Source organism: Aquimarina gracilis, assembly GCF_035285365.1.
In the GTDB taxonomy this organism is placed as follows: Bacteria; Bacteroidota; Bacteroidia; order Flavobacteriales; family Flavobacteriaceae; genus Aquimarina; species Aquimarina gracilis.
This window is the reverse complement of the sequence record NZ_JAYKLX010000006.1, coordinates 22412-43594: the sequence shown is the minus strand read 5'-3', so window position 1 is coordinate 43594 and position 21183 is coordinate 22412. Positions and strand designations below refer to the sequence as shown.

At 34.8% G+C, this 21183-nt stretch carries 17 protein-coding genes; 4 read left to right on the top strand and 13 right to left on the bottom strand.

Annotated elements, in window-relative coordinates:
* Positions 1–76: 76 nt before the first annotated feature.
* From glgB to U6A24_RS12985, 9 genes are all read right to left on the bottom strand, one after another.
* Positions 77–1987, bottom strand: coding sequence for a 1,4-alpha-glucan branching protein GlgB (gene glgB / locus U6A24_RS13025; protein ID WP_324180421.1), 1911 nt, complete (start codon positions 1985–1987; stop codon positions 77–79).
* Positions 1988–1996: 9 nt separating this feature from the next.
* Positions 1997–3628 carry a phosphotransferase gene (locus U6A24_RS13020; protein WP_324180420.1) on the bottom strand — a complete coding sequence of 544 codons (1632 nt, stop codon included), beginning with the start codon at positions 3626–3628 and terminating at the stop codon, positions 1997–1999.
* Between the two features lie 6 nt (positions 3629–3634).
* A complete protein-coding gene (locus U6A24_RS13015) occupies positions 3635–5575 on the bottom strand; it encodes an alpha-1,4-glucan--maltose-1-phosphate maltosyltransferase (RefSeq protein ID WP_324180419.1) in 1941 nt (646 codons plus the stop codon).
* Between the two features lie 191 nt (positions 5576–5766).
* Entirely contained in the window at positions 5767–7038 is a 1272-nt protein-coding gene (locus tag U6A24_RS13010; protein ID WP_324180418.1) for a glucose-1-phosphate adenylyltransferase, read from the bottom strand.
* Positions 7035–8450: a glycogen synthase gene (locus U6A24_RS13005; protein WP_324180417.1), complete on the bottom strand. Its 1416-nt coding sequence runs from the start codon at positions 8448–8450 to the stop codon at positions 7035–7037. The genes U6A24_RS13010 and U6A24_RS13005 overlap by 4 nt, the downstream gene beginning before the upstream one ends.
* A 190-nt stretch (positions 8451–8640) precedes the next feature.
* Positions 8641–9447 carry a DNA alkylation repair protein gene (locus tag U6A24_RS13000; protein ID WP_324180416.1) on the bottom strand — a complete coding sequence of 269 codons (807 nt, stop codon included), beginning with the start codon at positions 9445–9447 and terminating at the stop codon, positions 8641–8643.
* A 124-nt stretch (positions 9448–9571) separates the two neighbouring features.
* Entirely contained in the window at positions 9572–9886 is a 315-nt protein-coding gene (locus U6A24_RS12995; protein WP_324180415.1) for a hypothetical protein, read from the bottom strand.
* Positions 9887–10028: 142 nt separating this feature from the next.
* Positions 10029–10730 carry a helix-turn-helix transcriptional regulator gene (locus tag U6A24_RS12990; RefSeq protein WP_324180414.1) on the bottom strand — a complete coding sequence of 234 codons (702 nt, stop codon included), beginning with the start codon at positions 10728–10730 and terminating at the stop codon, positions 10029–10031.
* Positions 10730–12043, bottom strand: a complete 1314-nt coding sequence (locus U6A24_RS12985; RefSeq protein WP_324180413.1) for a cation:proton antiporter domain-containing protein — start codon at positions 12041–12043, stop codon at positions 10730–10732. Before U6A24_RS12985 ends, U6A24_RS12990 begins: the two co-directional genes overlap by 1 nt.
* Positions 12044–12270: 227 nt before the next feature.
* Between U6A24_RS12985 and U6A24_RS12980 the strand changes: the two genes are divergently transcribed.
* Positions 12271–13149: a pirin family protein gene (locus tag U6A24_RS12980; RefSeq protein ID WP_324180412.1), complete on the top strand. Its 879-nt coding sequence runs from the start codon at positions 12271–12273 to the stop codon at positions 13147–13149.
* Between the two features lie 8 nt (positions 13150–13157).
* On the opposite strand, the gene U6A24_RS12975 is transcribed toward U6A24_RS12980, so the two are convergent.
* A complete protein-coding gene (locus U6A24_RS12975) occupies positions 13158–13724 on the bottom strand; it encodes a hypothetical protein (RefSeq protein ID WP_324180411.1) in 567 nt (188 codons plus the stop codon).
* A gap of 426 nt (positions 13725–14150) precedes the next feature.
* Positions 14151–15062, bottom strand: a complete 912-nt coding sequence (locus U6A24_RS12970) for a DUF6268 family outer membrane beta-barrel protein (protein WP_324180410.1) — start codon at positions 15060–15062, stop codon at positions 14151–14153.
* 295 nt (positions 15063–15357) lie between these two features.
* On the opposite strand from U6A24_RS12970, the gene U6A24_RS12965 reads away from it, so the two are divergent.
* A complete protein-coding gene (locus U6A24_RS12965; RefSeq protein WP_324180409.1) occupies positions 15358–16089 on the top strand; it encodes a hypothetical protein in 732 nt (243 codons plus the stop codon).
* Positions 16090–16163: 74 nt separating this feature from the next.
* Here the strand turns inward: U6A24_RS12965 and sthA are convergent, their stop codons facing one another.
* The gene (gene sthA / locus U6A24_RS12960) at positions 16164–17588 is read right to left on the bottom strand and encodes a Si-specific NAD(P)(+) transhydrogenase (RefSeq protein WP_324180408.1); all 1425 of its coding nucleotides are present in this window, start codon (positions 17586–17588) and stop codon (positions 16164–16166) included.
* A 52-nt stretch (positions 17589–17640) separates the two neighbouring features.
* On the bottom strand, positions 17641–19611 hold the full coding sequence (locus U6A24_RS12955) for an adenylate/guanylate cyclase domain-containing protein (RefSeq protein WP_324180407.1): 1971 nt from the start codon (positions 19609–19611) through the stop codon (positions 17641–17643).
* Positions 19612–19827: 216 nt separating this feature from the next.
* On the opposite strand from U6A24_RS12955, the gene U6A24_RS23220 reads away from it, so the two are divergent.
* Complete coding sequence (locus U6A24_RS23220) at positions 19828–20181, top strand: DUF3307 domain-containing protein (protein WP_407654040.1); 354 nt, start codon at positions 19828–19830, stop codon at positions 20179–20181.
* 45 nt (positions 20182–20226) lie between these two features.
* Entirely contained in the window at positions 20227–21147 is a 921-nt protein-coding gene (locus U6A24_RS12950) for an alpha/beta fold hydrolase (protein WP_324180406.1), read from the top strand.
* The last annotated feature ends 36 nt before the right edge of the window (positions 21148–21183 follow it).

Sequence of the window (21183 nt, the reverse complement as noted above, 5' to 3'; positions counted from 1 at the left end):
ATTAACGAAAACGTTTGAGGTAACCATGAATTAACAATTGTTTAGTTGTCAACAACTTAAAACATTAAAATTGATCTTATTTTCTTATAGCAAACACTACAGCACCAAGTGGTGGAATAGTAATCTCTACAGAATTGGAACGATGGTTCCAATCTAGATTCTCTATTTTTATTGCTTCCCCGTTTGAAACACCACTACCACCATATTTTTTATCATCACTATTAAATATTTGCACCAATTCTCCTTGATTTGGTAATCCCAATCGATAGTCGGTTCTTGGTACTGGCGTAAAATTGCATGCAATTATTAATGAGTCTTCCTCTTTGTTCCCTTTTCGGATATAAGTAATTACAGAATTTTCATGATCATCATAGCTAATCCATTCGAAACCTGACGCGCTAAACTGTTGTTCATAGAGGGCAGGATTGTTTTTATACAGCGAATTAAGGTCTGTGATCAACGTTTTTATTCCATTATGGTAATCGTATTGTAATAGATGCCAATCCAGACTTTGTTGAAAACTCCATTCTTCCCGTTGCCCAAATTCGGCACCCATAAACAATAAGTTCGTCCCAGGATGTGTAAACATATAGCTGTATAACAATCTTAGGTTAGCAAACTGTTGCCATTCATCGCCAGGCATTCTACCTATTATACTGCGTTTACCATATACTACTTCATCATGTGACAATGGTAGCATAAAATTTTCAGTAAATGCGTAGGTCATACTAAATGTTAAATCATTTTGGTGATGTTTTCGATAAACAGGTTCTTTGGCGATATACTGCAATGTATCATGCATCCAACCCATCATCCATTTCATTCCAAAACCTAAACCTCCTAAATATGTTGGTTTTGAGACCATAGGAAATGAAGTAGATTCTTCTGCGATAGTTTGTACATCGGGAAAGCTAGCATATACTTCTTCATTCAATTCTTTCATAAAAGCAATAGCCTCAAGATTTTCTCTACCTCCAAACATATTAGGCTCCCATTCACCATCTTCTCTGGAATAATCAAGAAATAACATAGACGCTACAGCATCGACACGCAATCCGTCGGCATGATATTGATCTAACCAGAATATGGCATTACTTATCAAGAAACTTTTTACCTCGTTTCGGCCATAGTTAAAAATCAAGCTTTTCCAGTCTGGATGATACCCCTTTCTTTTATCGGGGTGTTCGTATAGATGTGTGCCATCAAAGTATCCCAGGCCATGTGCGTCTTCAGGGAAATGTGAAGGGACCCAATCTAAAATTATTCCTATCTCGTTTTGATGTAGTTTGTCTACCAATAATTTAAACTCTTCTGGATATCCAAATCGCGAAGTTGGCGCAAAATATCCTGTAAGTTGGTATCCCCAAGATGGATCATAAGGGTATTCCATAATGGGCATTAATTCTACATGCGTAAAATTCATTTCTTTCACATAACTCACCAATTCGTCTGCAAGTTCTGTATATGATAATGATCGGTTCTCCTCAACCCTTTTTTTCCAGGATCCAAGATGTACCTCATAAACCGAAAAAGGTGCATCGATTGCATTGTTCTTTTTGCGATTTTTCATCCATTGAGCATCCTGCCAATCATACTGATCATCCCAAACTACAGATGCTGTTTTTGGTGGATGTTCACAGCGTCTTGCATAGGGATCTGCTTTTTCGGTTTTTATATCGTTATGATGTGAGTGAATTTTGTACTTATAGACGTTTCCTTTACCAGCTCCCGGGACAAAACCTTCCCAAATCCCCGATTCATCCCAACGTACATTTAATTGATGCTCTCCTTCTACCCAAAAATTAAAATCTCCAATAACTGAAACCGATTTTGCTGAAGGCGCCCAAACGGCAAAATATGTACCTTCTACTCCATCTACCGTGGTAATATGAGATCCAAATTTCTCGTATAATCGATAATGCTTACCTGCTTTAAAAAGATTAATATCAAATTCTGAAAAGAAACTGTGTGCAATTACTTTACTCATATTTTGGGTTTAGCTATTTATAATTCTTGAAATTCCTTTTAAAGGGATTACTGCCCATCTGGGTCTACTATTTAGTTCATAACCTAATTCATATACTGCTTTTTCCAGCAAGCAATAATTAAGCATAAACTTGATTTCTTTCTTGTATCCGATGCTCAAATTGTGAGATTGTACATACTTAACGTACCTTCTTAAGAAAACAGTGACCATATAACTATATAACACTTCGGCAAAATGAAACAACTCTTCTTTGGTATATCTGAAGTCTTCCATATTATTGAAGATGGTAGAATACACGGCATAATTAAAAGATCTAAATATTCCGGCTACATCTTTGAGAGGTGGTTGTTTTACTTTTCGATCTCTAATGGTGCTTTCGGGTTCCCCTTCAAAGTCAATGATGTAAAAATCATGATCACTTACTAATACTTGACCCAGATGATAATCCCCATGAATACGTATGCGTTCTCCTTTCAATTTACTTTCATCAAAATCGAGCAAACGTTTACGAATTTCTTTCTTTTTATCCAGAAACTCTTGTGCCAACTCTAATCTAAGTCCTTCGAGTTTATGAAGGTTATTTTCTACTAGATTCACTCTGTTTTCAAACTGATAAATTAGCCTGTTTTTGAGCCATACTGAATAGTCATTGCTATAGGTTTGTGGTGTAAATTGTGTGTTTATACGCTCTAACCCCAAAGCTACATGCATTTGAGCGGTTCGCAGTGCCAACTGATCTATATCTTCAAAAAATGACATTGGACAATAGTTCATAATCTCATCTGGGATTATACTTAGATCAATCTTATCAAACATCCCAATGGGTTGAATCTTTGTTACATCAGGGTGTATTTCACTTAGTTTCTTGAAAATACCTTTAAGTTGATCTAGAAAATACTCCCAAGCATCACCTTGATTTTTCACCAAGCGTTGCATTAGTGCAATGGTTATCACATTTTTATCAGAAAACCGTAGTGTAATGCTTCCGCTATACTTGGGTGTGTTTTTGAAGACTCCTTTTTCAGTAAGATATTTATTTATCTCATAATCTGGGTTTTGGTCCACAAATATTCTTCTAAAAATCTTTAGAATGTATTTGTCATTAAATATGATAGAAGTGTTGCTTTGTTCGGCTCCCAGAAAGCGAGAAGAAATGTATTCTGTATCCTTGCAGCCTCTGCCCCTTCTAAATTCTAATCCCTTATACTTTGTCTTTGCTCCTTCAAGAATTTTTTCGAAGATTTGTTTTCTAAACGACTCTAATAGGGTTGCATCTACCAAAAAACCATGAACATCATTAAGTTGAATCTTGGTAATAATATCTTCTTGAGGGAAACTTTGGTCGGTCACCAATGCTATAGGAATAAAATAATTTTGCACAAAGGCTTCTCTAAAATTCACCTCAAGCACCAATCCATAAAACGCATCATTGTTGTCCTGAATCTTGAAATGATCAATCAATTCGATATATTTAAGGGCGCTGGCTTTACCGCCATACCATCGTTTTGTAATGATATATGGTTCTAAAATATCTTCACACAATTCTTCAATAAATTGAGGATTTTCAAACAATTCTGGCCAATCAGACTTGTATACATACTCGTCGTTTAGGTCCTTTTTGGGCTTGGTCTCTGTCGTCATACTACATCATTTTTTTATTTTAAAAATGTGCATAGGCAAAGCAGGATGTAGTTCTATGTAGTTCCATTCACTGTTCCAATGGTAACTACTTTTGGTAATAAGGTCGTGCACTTGGATATTATGACCGGCATGCACTTCTAGTTCATTTAGGGGGAGTTGGATATGTCCTTGTTGCGAATAATGAGGATCTAAACTGATTATAATGAGCAATTCATTAGTCTTTTCTTGATCATATTTATAAAATCCTAATAGTTGGTCATTTTCAATATGACAGAATTTTATATTATTGGTTTGTTGAAGTGCCTTGTTTTCTTTTCTAATATGATTAATTGTAGTTATTATCGTAGTTAATTTATTTTTTACTTCCCAGTCCCAATATCTCAACTGGTATTTTTCACTGTCCAAATACTCTTCTTTACCCGGAATCGAAGCTGAAACCATTTGTTCAAATATAGGCCCGTAAATACCTGTACTAGAGCTAAGTGTAGATGCAAGGGTATATCGTATTAGATGCATTGCTTCATTGGCTCCTTGAAGGTGATACGGGTTTATATCGGGTGTATTGGGCCAAAAATTAGGGCGAAAATAATCCTTCTGGTCAGTTTTGGTAAGTTCTTCTATATATTCTACAAGTTCATGTTTACTATTACGCCAGGTAAAATAGGTATACGATTGCGTGAACCCTTGTTTGGCAAGTTGTTGCATTACCTTTGGTTTGGTAAATGCTTCAGACAAGAATAACACATCAGGATACTTGTTTTTAATTTCACCGATTAACCAACCCCAAAAGTGAAATGGTTTTGTATGCGGGTTATCCACTCTAAAAATTCTGATATCACATTGTTCTACCCAAAACATGGCTGCATCAAGTAATTCTTTCCACATAGGTTTCCACTCGGTCGTATCAAAATATATAGGTTGAATATCTTGATATTTCTTAGGTGGATTTTCTGCATATTGTACAGTCCCATCAGGTCTCCATTTAAAAAACTCGGGATGTTCTTTCACCCAAGGATGATCTGGTGCTGCCTGTAACGCATAATCCATAGCGACTTCGATGCCCAGTTCTTTTGCTTTTTTAACCAAAATCTTAAAGTCTTCGAGAGTTCCCAGGTCTAAGTGAATACTGGTATGGCCCCCATCTTTGGATCCAATACCCCATGGAGAACCTACATCATCTGGTGTAGCTTTGGTAGTATTATTTTTTCCTTTACGATTTACTTCTCCAATAGGATGAATTGGCGGAAAATATAGTACATCGAATCCCATTTCTGCAATTCGCGGAAGTAGACGTTCACAATCTTTAAACGTTCCATGTTTTCCTTCTACTTCTGAAGCACTTCTGGGAAAAAATTCATACCAGGTACTAAATCTTGCTTTTTCTCGGTCTACATATACTTTTAATTCCTTATACGTTGCCATTAATCCCCTTGAAGGGTACTTATAAAACAAATCATGAAGTTTGTCACTTTTGGCTTCTGCTATGGCTTCATTATATGTACTTTTTTCTTTGAAGAGCTTAGAAAGGTTTTTTATATATTCCTTTTCTTCAGCTTCTACGGTACTACTAATAGCTTCAAGGTATTCTCGTCCTTCCAATAATTCTGAGGAAACATGTTGCCCATCATCAATCTTTCGAACTGTTCCATGCTGCCAATTTAAAGCATAATCAATCCAACCTTGTATTTTATAGGTATAATACCCTTGTTTTTCAACTGTAAAATCTCCTTGCCAAGAATCATTTTCAATAGGATTCATTCTATTCTCTTTCCACTTAGTCTCTTTTTCGTGCTTAAATAAAATACTGGCTTGTACAATGTCATGCCCGTCACCAATAATATCTGCGGTAACAAAGACTTTTTCCCCTACCACTCTTTTAATAAAAAAAACTCCGTTATTTAATTCTGGTGTTACATTTTCTATAACAACGCGTTCTTGATTAAGCATGAAAAATTATAAATTAAAATGAACTGTTTTTGATTTTTTTGCAAATGCATTCCCAATTTATTACTTATTTCTGAAAGCTAAGAGGGTAATTTGTAAGATTTTGACAAGAAATGTGAGAATTTATAAACAATAACGTTTTCGGAAATCATATTGATGATTTCCCTTATATAAAAAATCAAAAAAACCAAAAATTACAGCTTAAAACCGTCTGGGATAATAGATCGACTTTTAATTACAACGATCCCATCTTTTATAACATAAGATTCTTGTTCGGTATCTTCTAGATGTTCACCGCCATGGATGGTTACATCATTACCAATTCTGGCATCTTTGTCAATTATAGTATTGTTTATCGAACATCGTTCTCCTACTCCAAACGAAGGAATACCATCGTGGCTATTTTGTTCTAACTCTTCAATGTCTTCATAGGAGTTACTACCAATCATATAGGTATTTTTGATTACGGTATCTTTTCCTATTCTGGATCGTATGCCTATTACAGAATGTTCTATTTCTTTGGCACTAATGATACACCCTTCGGCAACCATCGATTTGTTAAGTTTTGTTCCCGATATTTTTGAAGGAGGTAAAATTCGCGGCCGAGTAAGTACTGTACTAGTTTTGCTAAACAAATCGAACTGAGGAATATCATCGGTCAAGCTGATATTTGCATCAAAAAATGCCGAAATATTTCCGATATCTGTCCAATACCCTTCATATTGATATGCCAACACTTTATGATTATCTATAGATTGCGGTATAATCTCTTTTCCGAAGTCTATTGTTGTTGGATCAGATAATATATCAATCAACAACTGTTTATTAAAGATATAAATACCCATAGAAGCTAGATAATTTCTATTTTCCTTTTCCATTTCCTCTCCAACTTTGGATTCTAGACCATTTAGTTCACTAGAACTTGGTTTTTCTACAAAAGTAGAGATAAAACTATCAGAATCGGTTTTAAGAATACCAAATTGTGTTGCTTCCTTGGCTGTGACTGGAAGCGTGGCAATCGATATCTCTGCTCCTTTTTGGATATGCTCATCAAGCATTTCGGTGAAATTCATCTTATACAATTGATCTCCAGAGAGAATTAATGCATATTCGAATTCATGATTTAATAAATGATACATTGATTGACGCACGGCGTCTGCAGTTCCCTGAAACCATGTTTTATTATTGGGAGTTTGTTCTGCCGCCAAAATATCTACAAATGCATCACTAAAAGAACTAAAAATATAGGTGTTTTTGATATGACGATTTAAGGACGCCGAATTAAACTGAGTTAAAACGAACATTCTTTTAATATCACAATGAATACAATTGGAGATAGGAATGTCTACCAATCTATATTTTCCAGCTATAGAGACCGCCGGTTTGGATCTTTTTTCGGTAAGAGGATACAATCGAGTACCTTGCCCGCCTCCTAGGATAATTGCTAAGACTTTTTTGTTGATCATTTTAGTTGTATAAGGGAATTATATAAATCTAAGTATTCTTGCGCCGATCTGTTCCACGAATGATCGATCTTCATAATTTGTCTTTGTAGCCTTTTATAAGCTGTTTGATCTTGATACAAAGCAATAGCTCTTTTGATCGAATAACAAACATCCCATACCAATGACTGATCATGACAAATTCCAAAACCTCCGTCTCCTATATCTATAACAGTATCTTTCAACCCTCCTGTTCTCCGAACTATAGGAATGGTGCCATAACGTAACGCATACATTTGGTTGAGCCCGCAAGGTTCGACTCTCGAGGGCATTAATAAAAAATCTGCACCACCATAGATGATATGAGATAGTTGTTCATCATACCCTATATGAACATGATATCTATCCATAAACCGCTCCCTTAACGATCTAAGTTTTTCCTCTGTTTCTTGATTTCCTGATCCCAAAATCAGGAAATTGATATCTGTATTTCCAAGTGATTCTTCAATTATATCAGGAAGTAAATCTGCTCCCTTTTCACCTACCAGCCTTCCTATAAATGCAAAAAGTGGTTTTTCGATAGACAAATCAAAATTATCACATAACCATTTCTTATTTGCTTTTCTTCCAGAGACAAGTGTACTAATCTTATAGTTCTTTATAAGCATAGGGTCTGTTTCTGGATCCCAGGTTTCAGTGTCTATACCGTTAAGAATACCAACACACTTTTTGTTCTCATTACGCAACAAATTTTCTAATCCATTGGCACTTTCCTGTAGCTCTTTCATATAATTAGGAGAAACGGTAGTAACTTTCCAGGCATTTTTAATTCCCGTTGCCAGCGGATTGATTCGATGATCCCAATCGATTAAGCCTATTTTTTTACGATCAAATGATGGTAAATAATACAAATTATCATAGGATATTTGACCTTGATATTGAGCATTATGTATGGTAAAAACTGTTGGAGTATTTTGAAGATCTATATACGCTTCAGTATGAGTTGTCATAAATGGAATTAACCCGGTGTGATGATCATGGCAATGAATAATGTCCATTTTGATCTTTTCAGAACTCAACCAATTCAAAACCACTTTCTGAAATGTTACAAATCGTTCTGTTTCGTCTTGATGGCCATAAACCATTGTTCTATCCAATAGTCTTGGTATGCGAACCATATATACTGTAAAGCCTAAATAAGGAGTAATCAGTTTATGGATGCTGTAAGAATGAATACAATCTCCTAATTGAACATTACCTTTATATATTTTTTCAAGACTTGCACTTTCTGTGAATTCATTATCATGAAAAGGTAGAATCACACTTACATCATGGCCCAAGCTCGTTTGGTATTTTGGTAAAGCGCCCACCACATCTGCAAGTCCACCAACTTTTGCAATGGGATAACACTCGACACTAATATGAAGAATATTCATTGAAACAGCCTGTTTTAAGTAATAAATACCATGAATTAATAAAAATCACTTAAAACTATGAAAAAGCAAGTAAATAGAAGGCGTTATTATCTTAAAAAGAAACGATTTTAATAATTATATCATAAAAATTTAACTCAAAAATTCAACATTTAATAGTACGCAAACGATTTCCAGTACATTAAATGTTCTGTTATACTAATTTATTAATAGAGCGTAAGGCCTTTTTAAGAATGTATTGAGTTTCTTTCGAAGAAGATTCTTTTTCCCATTTGTCACAAATTTTTGTAACCCAATCGGGCCTGGTTTTACTAGCATCGTTTAACCAATTGCCTACAGAATCTCTAACATATTTAGACGAGTCAGACTTAAGAGGTTCAAGAATAGAAATACCTTGTTCGGGCTTTTCTTTTAATGCATCTATCTTTTTTGTCCATACTCCGATAGGACGCGTCACTTCGGCAGCAAATCGTCGGATTTTTTCATCACTACTTTTGGTCCAATTGGTTAATTTTTCAATTGAAGTATCCAAATCTTCAATGATATCCTGTTTGGTTGCAAAAATAGCAACTTCGCGAACTCCAAAATGATTGTCGGCAGCATATTGCTTGATTGTATCAAGTTTTTTAGTGATTTCAGTTTCTTTTATTCCTGCCCAATATGCAGCCCAACATCGCGGCACATCTGAGGTATGTTTAGAAAGATAATCTAATGTTTCCACACCATCTGTGAGTTGTAAAAATGTAGTTCCAATTATTTTTGTTGTTGTATTGGCAGAAGGTTTTTTTTGTGAAGAGACAGCTTCATAGAAATTGTCATACCATTCGGATTTATTGATATCGCTTAAGGTTCCTTTTAATAATTTTAATTGATCGACGGCCAGCCATTCCATTAGATTAGCCGTTTCAATAAGTCCCTTATTAAGATATTCAAGAACTTCTGGATTTAAATCTTTAAGGCTTCTGGCTCCTTTTCTTGTGCGAATATGTTCTGGAATCATACTAAACTGATTTATACTTTCTTCAAATGTAAAGAAAATGAAACAACAAAACCTTCATCTTTTTAACCCCCTCCAAGGGAAAAGCATGGCCTTTTACCCAAGATAAAGGTCTTGTTATTACTTTTTACTCTTCAAATTGATTGAAGGTGTCAAAATGATACATTTGTAAAGATTCTTGTTTTATTACTTCAAAAGCTTTAAGAGCCTGTTGATCTTTCATTAGTTCTTCTGCAGCTTCTTTTGCAGATTTTATATCCAACCAATAAACAATATCAATATATCTACCGTCATCAGTACTGGCCGTAGTTCTTTCTAAAAACCCATAATACATCTTGACAATTTCATTAAGTGAAGCCATAGCGTTTTGGACTTCTTGTTTTGAATACATTGGATTTGCTTCGAATAATACAACTTCTACTACGGTGTCATTGGTTTTCATGTGCGATAGTTTTTGATCAGGTTTAGTGGTACAATTAAATAATAGATTTACCATGATGATTAAAATTAATTTGTACGTGAGTATTAATGTTAATCAAAATTAAACCTGGTCTGTGACAACCCTATGTCAGTAGATTTTTATTTTATGAAGAAATATTTGTTCGGTACAGGTGTGCCCTTCTGTTATAATAATCTTCGAGCGTGAATTGTTGTGTTTGAAAAAGCTCTTGAGTTTCTAATATTTTGTGAATACGATCGGTTCTGAATTCTCGATAATCTTTTCGTAGTCTACAATATGCGATCATAATCCAAGTATTATTGGTAAAGTAGACCCCCAAGGGTTCTACCAATCGTTTGCTAAACTCATTGGTTACCTTGGTATATTGAATTTCAAGAACTCTTAAATCGGTTATTGCCTGTTGTATAATAGATAATGAATTACTAGGGTGTTTTGCATTTCTGTTGTAGGTAAAAATGCGTTGATCCAGAATTTCTAATTTCTTTTTTTGTGAAGTCTTAAGAACTGCTATTACTTTTTCAATAGCTTCGTGATACTCATTAATAAGCGATTGATCGTTATTTGTTTCAATAATTTTTGAAGCTGTAAGCAATGCATTGGCTTCTTTTTCGGTAAACATAACAGGCGGTAATGAATATCCATCGACGAGATAATATCCTGTACCTGCTTCGGCGCCTATAGGTACTCCAGCATCGGTGAGTGCTTGCATGTCTCTGTAAATGGTACGAAGACTCACATCGAATTTATTGGCTAACTCTGAAGCCTGGACAACTTTTTTAGATTGTAGTTTTACTAATATGGCTGTTAATCGATGTAATCGTTTCATTATTCTGCGTCATGTTCTCCTCCACTGCCTGGAGTATCTAATTCACTTAAATCTGTGGTGTTATTAATAAAATATTCAGTTTCTTCTATATTTATTTCTTCTTCGGTTGCCTCCTCTATTCGTTGCGGATTCATTTTTTTATCTCTTATCATTCCACCGGTCATAACCAAACTGGTTCCAATAATTACAAATAATAATATTCCTGGTTCAAAACCTTCTACTATAGCTTCAGCAGGAATGGCATAAAACAAAAGTACAGTAATCAAGCCTCTTGGTGCAATAAATAACTGCGGAAAAATATCTTTCCCCATAAATAATCTCAACAAACCATACCTGATAGCATATATAGAAATTAAGATTAAGATACTTATCAGTGTAACTTTTAAGCTTAATAGGGATGAAAGCACAATGGTAATTCCAAATATCACAAAGAATAAGGTACGAACAACAAAGGCCGTTTCTGCGGTAATCACGTGTAATTCATGATAAATATGTTTAGCTTTTTCAAGATCCAGATATTGTCTTAGTTGCCCTTGAAAAAACAATTTCATATTGGCTATAACCAATCCAAAAATCAAAATAATAATCAATGAGGATAAATGCATCTTCTTTCCAAGCGCATAAAGTAATAATAAAACAGCTATAAGAAGAAATAATTTAACCTGGCTCTTAATCTTTTGGAATATCAATATAATAGCATAACTCGCCACCAAAGAAATTACAATGGTAAGAATCAGGTTTAAAAAGAATCCCCCTACTCCAGAATCTTCAGCTGGGTTCAACCTTCCTGTAAGGAAATAAAACAACATGATCCCCAGAATATCAGAAAATGTACTTTCATAAATATGAAACTCTTTTTTTGATTCGACCAATCCACTTACACTCGGGATTATAATGGCACTAGAAAGTATCGATAATGGAGTGGCATATAGCCAAGCAGACTGCATCGACATATCTTTTACCAAGGCCTTTAAAATTACTGCGGCTATAAATGCCGAGGCTACTAGCCCTATAAGTGCAATTGCCATAGATTTTAGAATAGGCATTAGCTTATCACTTTTAAGCTCTAATTCTAGAGCTGCTTCAAGCACTATCATAATTAGCCCAACAATACCTAACACCTCGAGCATGGATAAAAATTGATTTGGATCGGCCCCAAATGCTTTGAGAATATATTGTAAAACAACACCAAGTATGATTAATAATAATACAGCAGGTACATTGGTTTTTTTTGCTACGCCATTAAAAATAAAAGATAAAATAATGGTTAGCGAGATTCCTATAATTACATTGTAAGAAGAAAAAATTTCCATGAGTAGGTTTGAAGGTTGATTTTATTTAGTTGATTGTTTATAAACGAACGAAAAGATAGTAAATTATTTCAAAGAAAAGAGTTTCTACTATGAACAATGTATTTCTTTCAAACTATCTGGTAGAAAATTAGGTTTGTGATCCCTATAACGATGGATTAATATATGTTTAACGGAGTCTATATACAAAAAACTTTATCTTTAAATTATGTATTAATTTTTACCATTTTATGTCAAATAAAGGATTAATTATAGAAGAACGAAGTAGAGATATTGGAGATTTTTTGGTAGGTCGTCTTATTCCCTTCAGAAAAAAAAGAATGGTGGGACCATTTATATTTATTGACCATATGGGGCCAACAACTATCAAAAATGGGCGCTATATGGATGTAGACCAACACCCCCATATTGGTTTGTCGACGCTTACCTATATGCTCGAAGGCGAATTACTGCATAAAGATAGTATAGGCACCAATCAACGTATTTCCCCAGCATCGGTAAACTGGATGGTTGCCGGTAAGGGAGTTACACATACCGAACGCACTCCAGATGACCTTAGAAATGGTATTGAATTCACTGCTCATGGGTATCAGATATGGGTCGCCCTACCAAGAGAGCTAGAAGATATAGAACCAGAATTTCATCATATTGGCGAAGAGAATTTACCCACATGGCATGATGACAGCGCAAAATTTAAATTAATTGCCGGTAAAGGTTATGGGTATGAATCTCCACTACCTGTACATTCTGATTTGTTTATGATCGAAATAAAAACTGTAGAAGAATATGAGCTTAAAATACAAGGCGAATTACAAGGCGAAATTGGGATCTGCATTGTCGAAGGATCTATTGAAGCATGTGAAAATTCAATTGGACAAGGAAATATGTTGGTTTCTAAAACAGAAGATAGTTGCCATATAAAACTAAAGGCCAATGCTCATGTATTATTATTTGGCGGACAACCATTTCCTGAGGAGCGATACATCTATTGGAACTTTGTTTCTACAAGTAAAGAAAAACTAGAAAATGCTAAAGAGTTATGGAGAACTAAAATGTTTCCCAAGGTTGCAGGAGATCATACATATGTACCCCTACCCGTAACATCTTAGTATTACACCTAAACCAATTCTCTTCTCAATTCATTTAGAGAAATGTTGCTGTTGATTAATCGTGTGATCACTTCTTCTCTAAACTCGTCGAGATCATCATAATCATAATATTTTGCCCATTTATGAGTTTCAAGTAGGTTCTTAATCTGTTTGATTAGCTTTCTGGTGGCATCTGCAGAACGTAAAACTGCTATCTGATCGTATTCCGGGTTATCCTTATGTTTATAGCTTACTTTCTTAGTTTCAAAATCTACAGAAATGTAATACGCATCAACTTCGGGATCAAGATTCTCCCTAAAGTCAATCCAGTCTGCATAACCTAATCGTAAATCATCAATTTCTGCAGGAAAATCTGAAATTAATCTCCATTGGCATTTGGCCGCCCTCCCCCAGTGGTTCGAAAGCCGATAAACACCATGTTTGGTATAATAATAGGTACTCCCCGACTCACTGCGGTAATTTGGTTTTCTTCTAGAGATTTCCCGAAGCGGTACGCCTCTAAATACACAATATGTCTTATTAAAAAAGTTATATCGTGTAAATACTTTTTTCTGTTCTTTTTCTTCGTTTTCCAATTGCAAAATTTTTCCCAAATGCAAATAAATCACAATTTGTTGAAAAAGTAAAAACAAGTTCTTAACATATTATCACAAGAAAATAGAAAAGTAATGATCCTAAGAATTTAACGGTAGTAAAACGGGGTTTTTACCTATTGAGAACCAGTTGTTAAGCTCTTTATAAAATAAGACATTCCTAATATCTTTGAAAAATACAATTCATCTTAAACCTAATAACAGCGTAAAGGTTTAAAATATTTGAATTAGCCATTTATAACCACAAAGGGGCATCTACAGAATTTGTATTCACAATCTGTCATATTGAGTGTGTTTGTAAAGCAGACTTAAAAGAGCAGGAAAAGAAAGGTTTAAGGTGCTCCTTTTTTACTAATAATGCTACAGAGAACCTATATTTTTTTATAAAATTCTATTAGCGTTTCTTTTTTACTTACCAGTTAAATTGAAACGATATGTAGCTCCAACCCTAACAAAAAGGTTACCGGTCATTTCTGGATTTATGAGATTACGATCATTCCCGAATTCGAAGGCAGAAACCCGTATCGGTAATGTATCTCCTTCTTCATATACTTCATAAGAAGCTGTAGAATATCCTGCTTGTAATCTTACTAAAATACTATTATCTGCAAAACCATGTTGAAAATATGGTGCAAACTCAATATTCGCTACTTGGGTGTATAATTCGGGTAAAGACTCTGCCCGCTCTAAGCTATATGACCTAACAAAAGCCTGAAAACCTAACCCGGCACTTATAGCATCATTAAAACTATAATTTAGATCAGCATTTATTGGTAATGTCGCAGTAAATTCCCAAGTATTATCTTCACTGGTATAGTACATTCCTAGTATTGGTGTCATAAATGTTCCAAAACCTTCGGTACTTACATAAGCTCCGAAACGATACTGCATTCGTTCACTTTTTTGATATTTTAATAAAGCCAATCCTCCAAAGAAAAGATGGTCTCCATCAGTATGAAGATCCTGACTAGCAATTTTCGGCAAAAACACGTATGTGCCTGACCATTTATCATTATGCTTAATATTTAAACCTGCCTTCAGGGTAATATTCTTTAATGAAACACTTTCTGCATTAGGAAAGAGATCCAGATCCTGTTGATTATAATCTATTCCTGTAATAATTGCTGTCTTTTCTGAAAGCTTTATAGGATAGGTAAGAGACAAATCCAGTAAACCTACATTTGTTTCGGCATCGCTATCCTCAAAACCAGCATTTAAGATATTGGCATAATTAATTTTCAAAATATCAACATAATCCTGAGCTACAAGAGGTTGAATACAGAATGCTAAAGCAATGAGTAGATAATAAGAGTATTTCACAGGTACATTTTTGATTTAACAAGTTTCAAATATATAATTATCTATTTGAATGCCTAAAAATCCAATATTTTTATTTGCTTTTTTACGTATACGGAAAAACCTTTTTTATTGCAGGTTTGTAAACCCTAAAGCATCGGGGTAAAATAAACACAAACAGGGTTTTTTAACTGTTTTACAGACTTCATAAACACAATACATTTGTCTCAGAAAGTTGTTCGAGTAACTATAGATGTCGACATGAAATGGGGAGAAACAACTAACTGATTAAATAAGTAATTATTAAAAATTAAAACAAATGAAAAAATTTGGAAATCTTAAAACCGTTGCATTTCTAATTTTAGGGGTGCTATTTATTGTATCATGTGAGAAGTCTGACGTAGAAACAGAAACCAATCAAATTTTGGAAACCGAAAAATCTGAAGGGTTTAAAAGTAAGACAGGAAATGATGGCGAGATACTAAACATTAAAGAAACCGTAGCACCAGTATTAAAAATGCATTTTGATGAGGGAGTACCAAAAAATGAGGCAATGCTTCAGTTTAATGCTGTGGTTGAAGAATATATTAGCAAACAACCAAAACAAGCTAATAAGGGTTTTAGTACAGAGTGGTTCTATCGCGTTTGGGTAAAAACAGGAACGCAAACCAATAATCAAACAAATGGTGATGTGGGAACATACGTTCGATTCACTACTAGTGTTGGTGGATATACACCTGCGTTTAACTGGATGGATGATGCTGGAGATAGTCTTGACGGAGGTTGGGACGGATACTTGTTCAGAGCAGCATTTCCTGGTCAGGCTATCGAATGGGTAGAAGTAGACTATGGGCACCTGTACTTAAAGGGAACCGATGGATGGTTTGTTAAAGAATATGTATGCCAATTATGGGATAGTGACCAAACCGTAGCTGCAACTGGATTTTCTGGATTCTGGAGTCACCCAAATGTATGGTTAGATAACGATACGTCTGCCGGTTGGGATTCATACTATTCTGGTAATACAGGCAGCGGAAGAATAAACTTCTAATGTGAGTTTGATTCTTAATTAGATGATGATAACGGTCTATTATGTTGGTATAATAGACCGTTATTTTATATTTATCAAATAAGTTCTCCTGCTTTTTTAACTTTTTTACCGGCCAGATTGCCTAGCCCGTCATAACTGGCATATTTGTATAGATCATGCAATGTAGGATAATTAAACACAGTGGCGATTAATCCATCCAGCGTTTTCTTTTCTTGAACCAGTTGCATACCAAAATGAATAAGCTCTGTTGCGAAATGTCCCATGATATGTACTCCAAGAATAGCTTTGGTGTTTTTATCAAAAATCAACTTCAAATACCCATTATCGGTATCTCCCATGATCATACCACGAGCAGTATCTCGATAATAGCTATACCCTACTCCATAATCAATTTTTTGGGCCTTTGCTTCTTCTTCAGTAATACCTACCATCGACACTTCGGGAACAGTATAAATACCATACGGAAAGATGTCGGCCAATGATTTTAAATCTGCAGTATTAAACATATGCGTGACCGCTATACGTCCTTGCTCCATACTTGTGCTAGCCAATGCCGGAAATCCGATCACATCACCCACGGCATAAATATTAGGGATGTTGGTTTGAAACTTTTCATTGACCAAAACGGTTTCACGTTTCCCTGTTTTAAGTCCAATTCCTTCACAATTCAAGCCTTTAATACTTCCACTTCGGCCTGCAGCAAACAAAAACATATCAACGTTTAGGATTTGCCCTGATTTCAATGTGATTTTTAATGGTTTGACATCATTTTCCGGGATTTCAAAACTAGTTACCGAATTATTAAATAAGATTTTGATTTCATTCTTTTTCATCTGTGACACCAGGGCTTCAGATACTTCAGAATCGAGAAACCCTAAAATCTTATCCCGATCGTTAACTACAAAGGTTTTTACACCCATGGCACCAAAAATTGTAGCATATTCACAACCAATTACTCCGGCTCCCAGTACACATATTGAAGATGGAAACTTCTTGATGCTTAAAATAGTATCAGAATCTAAGACTCTTTTGTTGTCAAAGGGAATGTTTTCTGGGTGATATGGGTAAGATCCCGTGGCAATTAACACATACTTGCCATAAATAGTTTGTTCTAATTCTCCAGAGATTTTTATATGGTTTGGATCAATAAAACTTGCAAAACCTTCGTATAATTCAATCCCATGTTTCTCTAGGTTGTATTTTACTATTTTATTCATGTGATTGGTAACTACATTTTTGCGGTATAGAAAATCATGAACTCCCGTTTCTCTTCCGATCTCTTTATCAACACCAAAAACTCCTTTTTGATAAATTCCTGATAAGTATAACGCTGTTTCTTTTAATGTTTTTGAAGGTAATGTACCTGTTTGCACTCCCGCTCCTCCAAACTTTCGTTCTTTTTCTATAAGCGCTACTTTATAACCAAAATATGCTGCTTTTGCTGCTGCCTTTTCGCCAGCAGGTCCCGAACCAATAACAATAAGATCGTATTTCTTCACAAGTTTTATGTTTTAATTTAACCTTTACGCTATATGTTTTTCAAAAGAATAATTATTTATTTACCATTTGCGTTATTTCATCCCATGATGAGGCTTTCTTTTCGATATAATTGCGGCATCGGTCAAGGAAAATCTTTACAGCCATATCTTCAGGATATAAATTGTGTAACTCTGAAAAAAGCTTAATTCCTTCGGTTACATTCTCTTCTTTAATAAAGTTCACCCCTTTATTGTAATCATCCAGATATCCCAACTTTCTTGTTTCTTTTGGGGATAAAAACTCATATACTGAAAGCGTTTTACTTTTCCCCTTTACTTGAACTTTATCCAGAAATCTATAATTAAATGCTTCTTTGTTTTTTAATTTTACCAAAGTAGCTTCGGTACAAATTGTTTTTGCTCTGTAATATTTGGTAAGACCTTCTACCCTAGAAGATGTATTTACAGCATCAGAGATTACTGTTGTTTCTAACCGTTGATCATGTCCAATAGTACCCAAAATAAGACTTCCTGTATGTACTCCGGTACCTATCTCTATAGGCCTTCGGTTACTAGCCTTGAGCTTTTTATTAAAAGACTCAAGAAAATCTTCAAACTCGAATATAGTTTGTATTGCGGTATCGGGGCTTTTTGGAAATAGCGCCATAACAGAATCACCGATAAACTTGTCAATAAACCCACCATTTCGTTTTATTATTGGCACTATCCCGCTTAGATATTCATTGATGAAATCAAAATTCTCCTGTGGGCTTAATAACTCTGATAACTTGGTGAACTCTCTAATATCAGAAAATATTACCGTCATTTCGCGCTCTACCTGATCTCCTAGTTCTACATCTTCGATACTCTTTCTTCCCAGGTTTTGTAAAAACTCCTGTGGCACAAAGCGGCTGTTGGCCTCACTGAGGCGGAGTAATCTTTTATTGGCAGTGGCTAGTTCGGCGGTTCGCTCGTCAACTTTCTGTTTAAAAAACTTAAGACGGGATATTACTTCATCCTTCAAAAAAGAAAAGTTTCGGGTTAAGCTTCCAATCTCATCTTTTGTTCGTGCAACGGGATGCTCGGTTTCTAATGTAAAATTGCTATCCACAAAACGTGTAATATGTAGTGTAAGATCAGTAAGTGGTTTGGTAATTTTACTTGCAATCAAAGAGCTAATCCAAATACTAACTATCATTAGCAGTACAGCGATTACAGAAAAATATATCGTGAGCCCTCTAAATTCTTCCTGAGCCCATTCTTCAGACTTTAAAACAACATCGCTAAAACCAGCCTCACAAATGGTAATACGATCTTCTAGTTTTTGTTTGAGCCCAGAATTATCTTTAATCCCTATGCGTTGATCCAATTCGACCAGTTGCGCAAATTTGTTTTCATAACCTTTCAGATAAAAAATAATATTATCTTTTCGGGTTTTAGAAATTCTATTATTCTGCTCAATTTTCTTTCTTATGGTGGTTATTCTTCGATTAAATCGAGTAACATAACTACGTTCATTTCTTATGATATAATCTTTTTCGTATCGTCGTAAGGTTAAAATATCTGCTGCAGGAATCTCTTTAGCCTTTTCGAGCCAGTGCGCATCTTTTCGCATAGAGCCTTCAAGGTTATAGTTCTTATATCCTCTGGCTTGTATTTGTTCTATAAGTTCAAGAAAAACGGCATCTATTTCTGTGATATCCATTTTAATGGTATCAATGCTACCAGAAAGTACTTTTTCTTTTTCAAAATCTATTTGCATTAAATGGGAACGGGTACTGTCCAAAAGTTTAAGATATATATCCAGGTATTTACTATCTCCTGTTCTGAAGAAATGTTGATCCTTGGTAGCATAGCTAAAAAAATCCTGTTGTGCTTTAACGCTTTTCAGCAACATGATGTAGGATTGCTCTATTGCCTCTGTTCGTTGTAATATATGTTCACGTTTTTTGATATGAGTATAAGAAAGTCCAATAATCACAATACTAAAACTGATAAACACCAGAAACCAAAATAATAATCTATTGCGAAATGTGCGAAACATCTGATATCATTAAGTTTGGATATATTCCCTCCAGTACCTCCTAAGTACAGGTCCATCTCAAAAAATAAGCAGTATTATGTCGATTTGAAGAAACTCATATGTTTACACTATACAATATACTCAAGTTTATGCTATATTCTTACATTTTTACTTACTATTATAAAAACTTTATGCGGTGTATTAGGTTATAAGCCCTTGAATTGATATCTTTTAGGTATGATGTTCATCTGGATACTTGTTGCACATTGGATTGGGGACTATGTTTTTCAGACCTCAAAAATGGCTATGGGTAAAAGCCGACATTTAAAATGGTTAGCAATACATGTGGGTACGTATACTCTTGTTATTTCCATTTGTTGTCTGTTCTTATTCCCTATAAAAATTGCAATTAGCTACTTTTTAATAAATGGAATTTTGCATGGTATCACAGACTTTTTTACTAGTAGACTATCTGCAAAGTATCAAAAAACACCTAGGATATTCTTCCCGATATTAGGTTTTGATCAGCTCATTCACATGATAACACTGTATCTTACTTTTATACATAAGAATGCCTTGGTCTTTTTTTAATTTCATATCTATTTTATTAAAACAAATGTCGTTCTAACTCGTAAAATGAAAAGAAAACCAATACTAATAAGTATCTTGATTTTATTATCTGTAGTACTATTCAGTTTAATTCATTGGGATATTCCCGTTCAGGATTTAAAAGTCAAGTACACCAATACATCATCCAAGTTTATGGATATTGATGGCATACAGGTACATTATCGTGATGAAGGAAAGGGAATGCCATTGGTGTTGATTCATGGAACCGGAGCCTCATTACATACCTGGGATAATTGGACCGAAATACTAAAGTCTAATCATCGCGTGATTAGAATGGATCTCCCTGCTTTTGGTCTTACGGGTCCGCACCCCAAGAAAAACTACAGTATCAATAGTTATACAAATTTTCTAACCAAGTTCTTTTCAAAATTGCAAATAGACAGCTTGTATCTGGCAGGAAACTCATTAGGCGGTAATATAGCGTGGAATTATGCCGCTGACCATCAAAACAACGTAAAAAAACTGATCTTAATTGATCCAAGCGGATATCCCACTGGTAAGAAGCCTTCTTTTATATTTAGAATCGCAAAAACCCCAATTTTAAATAGTATAGTGCGATATATTACTCCAAAATCAATTATTAGAAAGAACTTGAAACAGGTATATTTTGATGATCAAAAAGTTACTGAAGAACTTGTAGATAGATACCACGAATTGGCTCTAAGAGAAGGAAACCGTCAGGCTTTTATTGATCGCGTTAAGACCTCTTTTAAAAATAACACTAAAAAACTAAAGACACTGTATGTTGAAACCTTAGTTTTATGGGGCGCCGAAGATCAATGGATACCCGTGCATCTGGGAGATAATTTTGTGCAAGATATTCCATCGTCCAATTTGGTGGTAGTACCCAATACAGGACATGTTCCTATGGAAGAAAGCCCCAAGGAAAGTATAAAACCAGTAATTGATTTCTTAAAAAAGGAATAGTAATGATATACGTATAGGCTTTGTATTTTTACTCTA

Excerpts from the sequence above, each read along its gene's own strand:
- U6A24_RS12950 (WP_324180406.1), top strand. The coding sequence starts at position 20,227 with ATGAAAAGAAAACCAATACTAATAAGTATCTTGATTTTATTATCTGTA.
- U6A24_RS12990 (WP_324180414.1), bottom strand. The coding sequence starts at position 10,730 with ATGAAACGATTACATCGATTAACAGCCATATTAGTAAAACTACAATCT.
- U6A24_RS13005 (WP_324180417.1), bottom strand. The coding sequence starts at position 8,450 with ATGAATATTCTTCATATTAGTGTCGAGTGTTATCCCATTGCAAAAGTT.
- U6A24_RS12955 (WP_324180407.1), bottom strand. The coding sequence starts at position 19,611 with ATGTTTCGCACATTTCGCAATAGATTATTATTTTGGTTTCTGGTGTTT.
- U6A24_RS13020 (WP_324180420.1), bottom strand. The coding sequence starts at position 3,628 with ATGACGACAGAGACCAAGCCCAAAAAGGACCTAAACGACGAGTATGTA.
- U6A24_RS12980 (WP_324180412.1), top strand. The coding sequence starts at position 12,271 with ATGTCAAATAAAGGATTAATTATAGAAGAACGAAGTAGAGATATTGGA.
- U6A24_RS12995 (WP_324180415.1), bottom strand. The coding sequence starts at position 9,886 with ATGAAAACCAATGACACCGTAGTAGAAGTTGTATTATTCGAAGCAAAT.
- U6A24_RS12965 (WP_324180409.1), top strand. The coding sequence starts at position 15,358 with ATGAAAAAATTTGGAAATCTTAAAACCGTTGCATTTCTAATTTTAGGG.
- U6A24_RS12985 (WP_324180413.1), bottom strand. The coding sequence starts at position 12,043 with ATGGAAATTTTTTCTTCTTACAATGTAATTATAGGAATCTCGCTAACC.
- glgB (WP_324180421.1), bottom strand. The coding sequence starts at position 1,987 with ATGAGTAAAGTAATTGCACACAGTTTCTTTTCAGAATTTGATATTAAT.
- U6A24_RS13010 (WP_324180418.1), bottom strand. The coding sequence starts at position 7,038 with ATGATCAACAAAAAAGTCTTAGCAATTATCCTAGGAGGCGGGCAAGGT.
- U6A24_RS23220 (WP_407654040.1), top strand. The coding sequence starts at position 19,828 with ATGATGTTCATCTGGATACTTGTTGCACATTGGATTGGGGACTATGTT.
- U6A24_RS13000 (WP_324180416.1), bottom strand. The coding sequence starts at position 9,447 with ATGATTCCAGAACATATTCGCACAAGAAAAGGAGCCAGAAGCCTTAAA.
- U6A24_RS13015 (WP_324180419.1), bottom strand. The coding sequence starts at position 5,575 with ATGCTTAATCAAGAACGCGTTGTTATAGAAAATGTAACACCAGAATTA.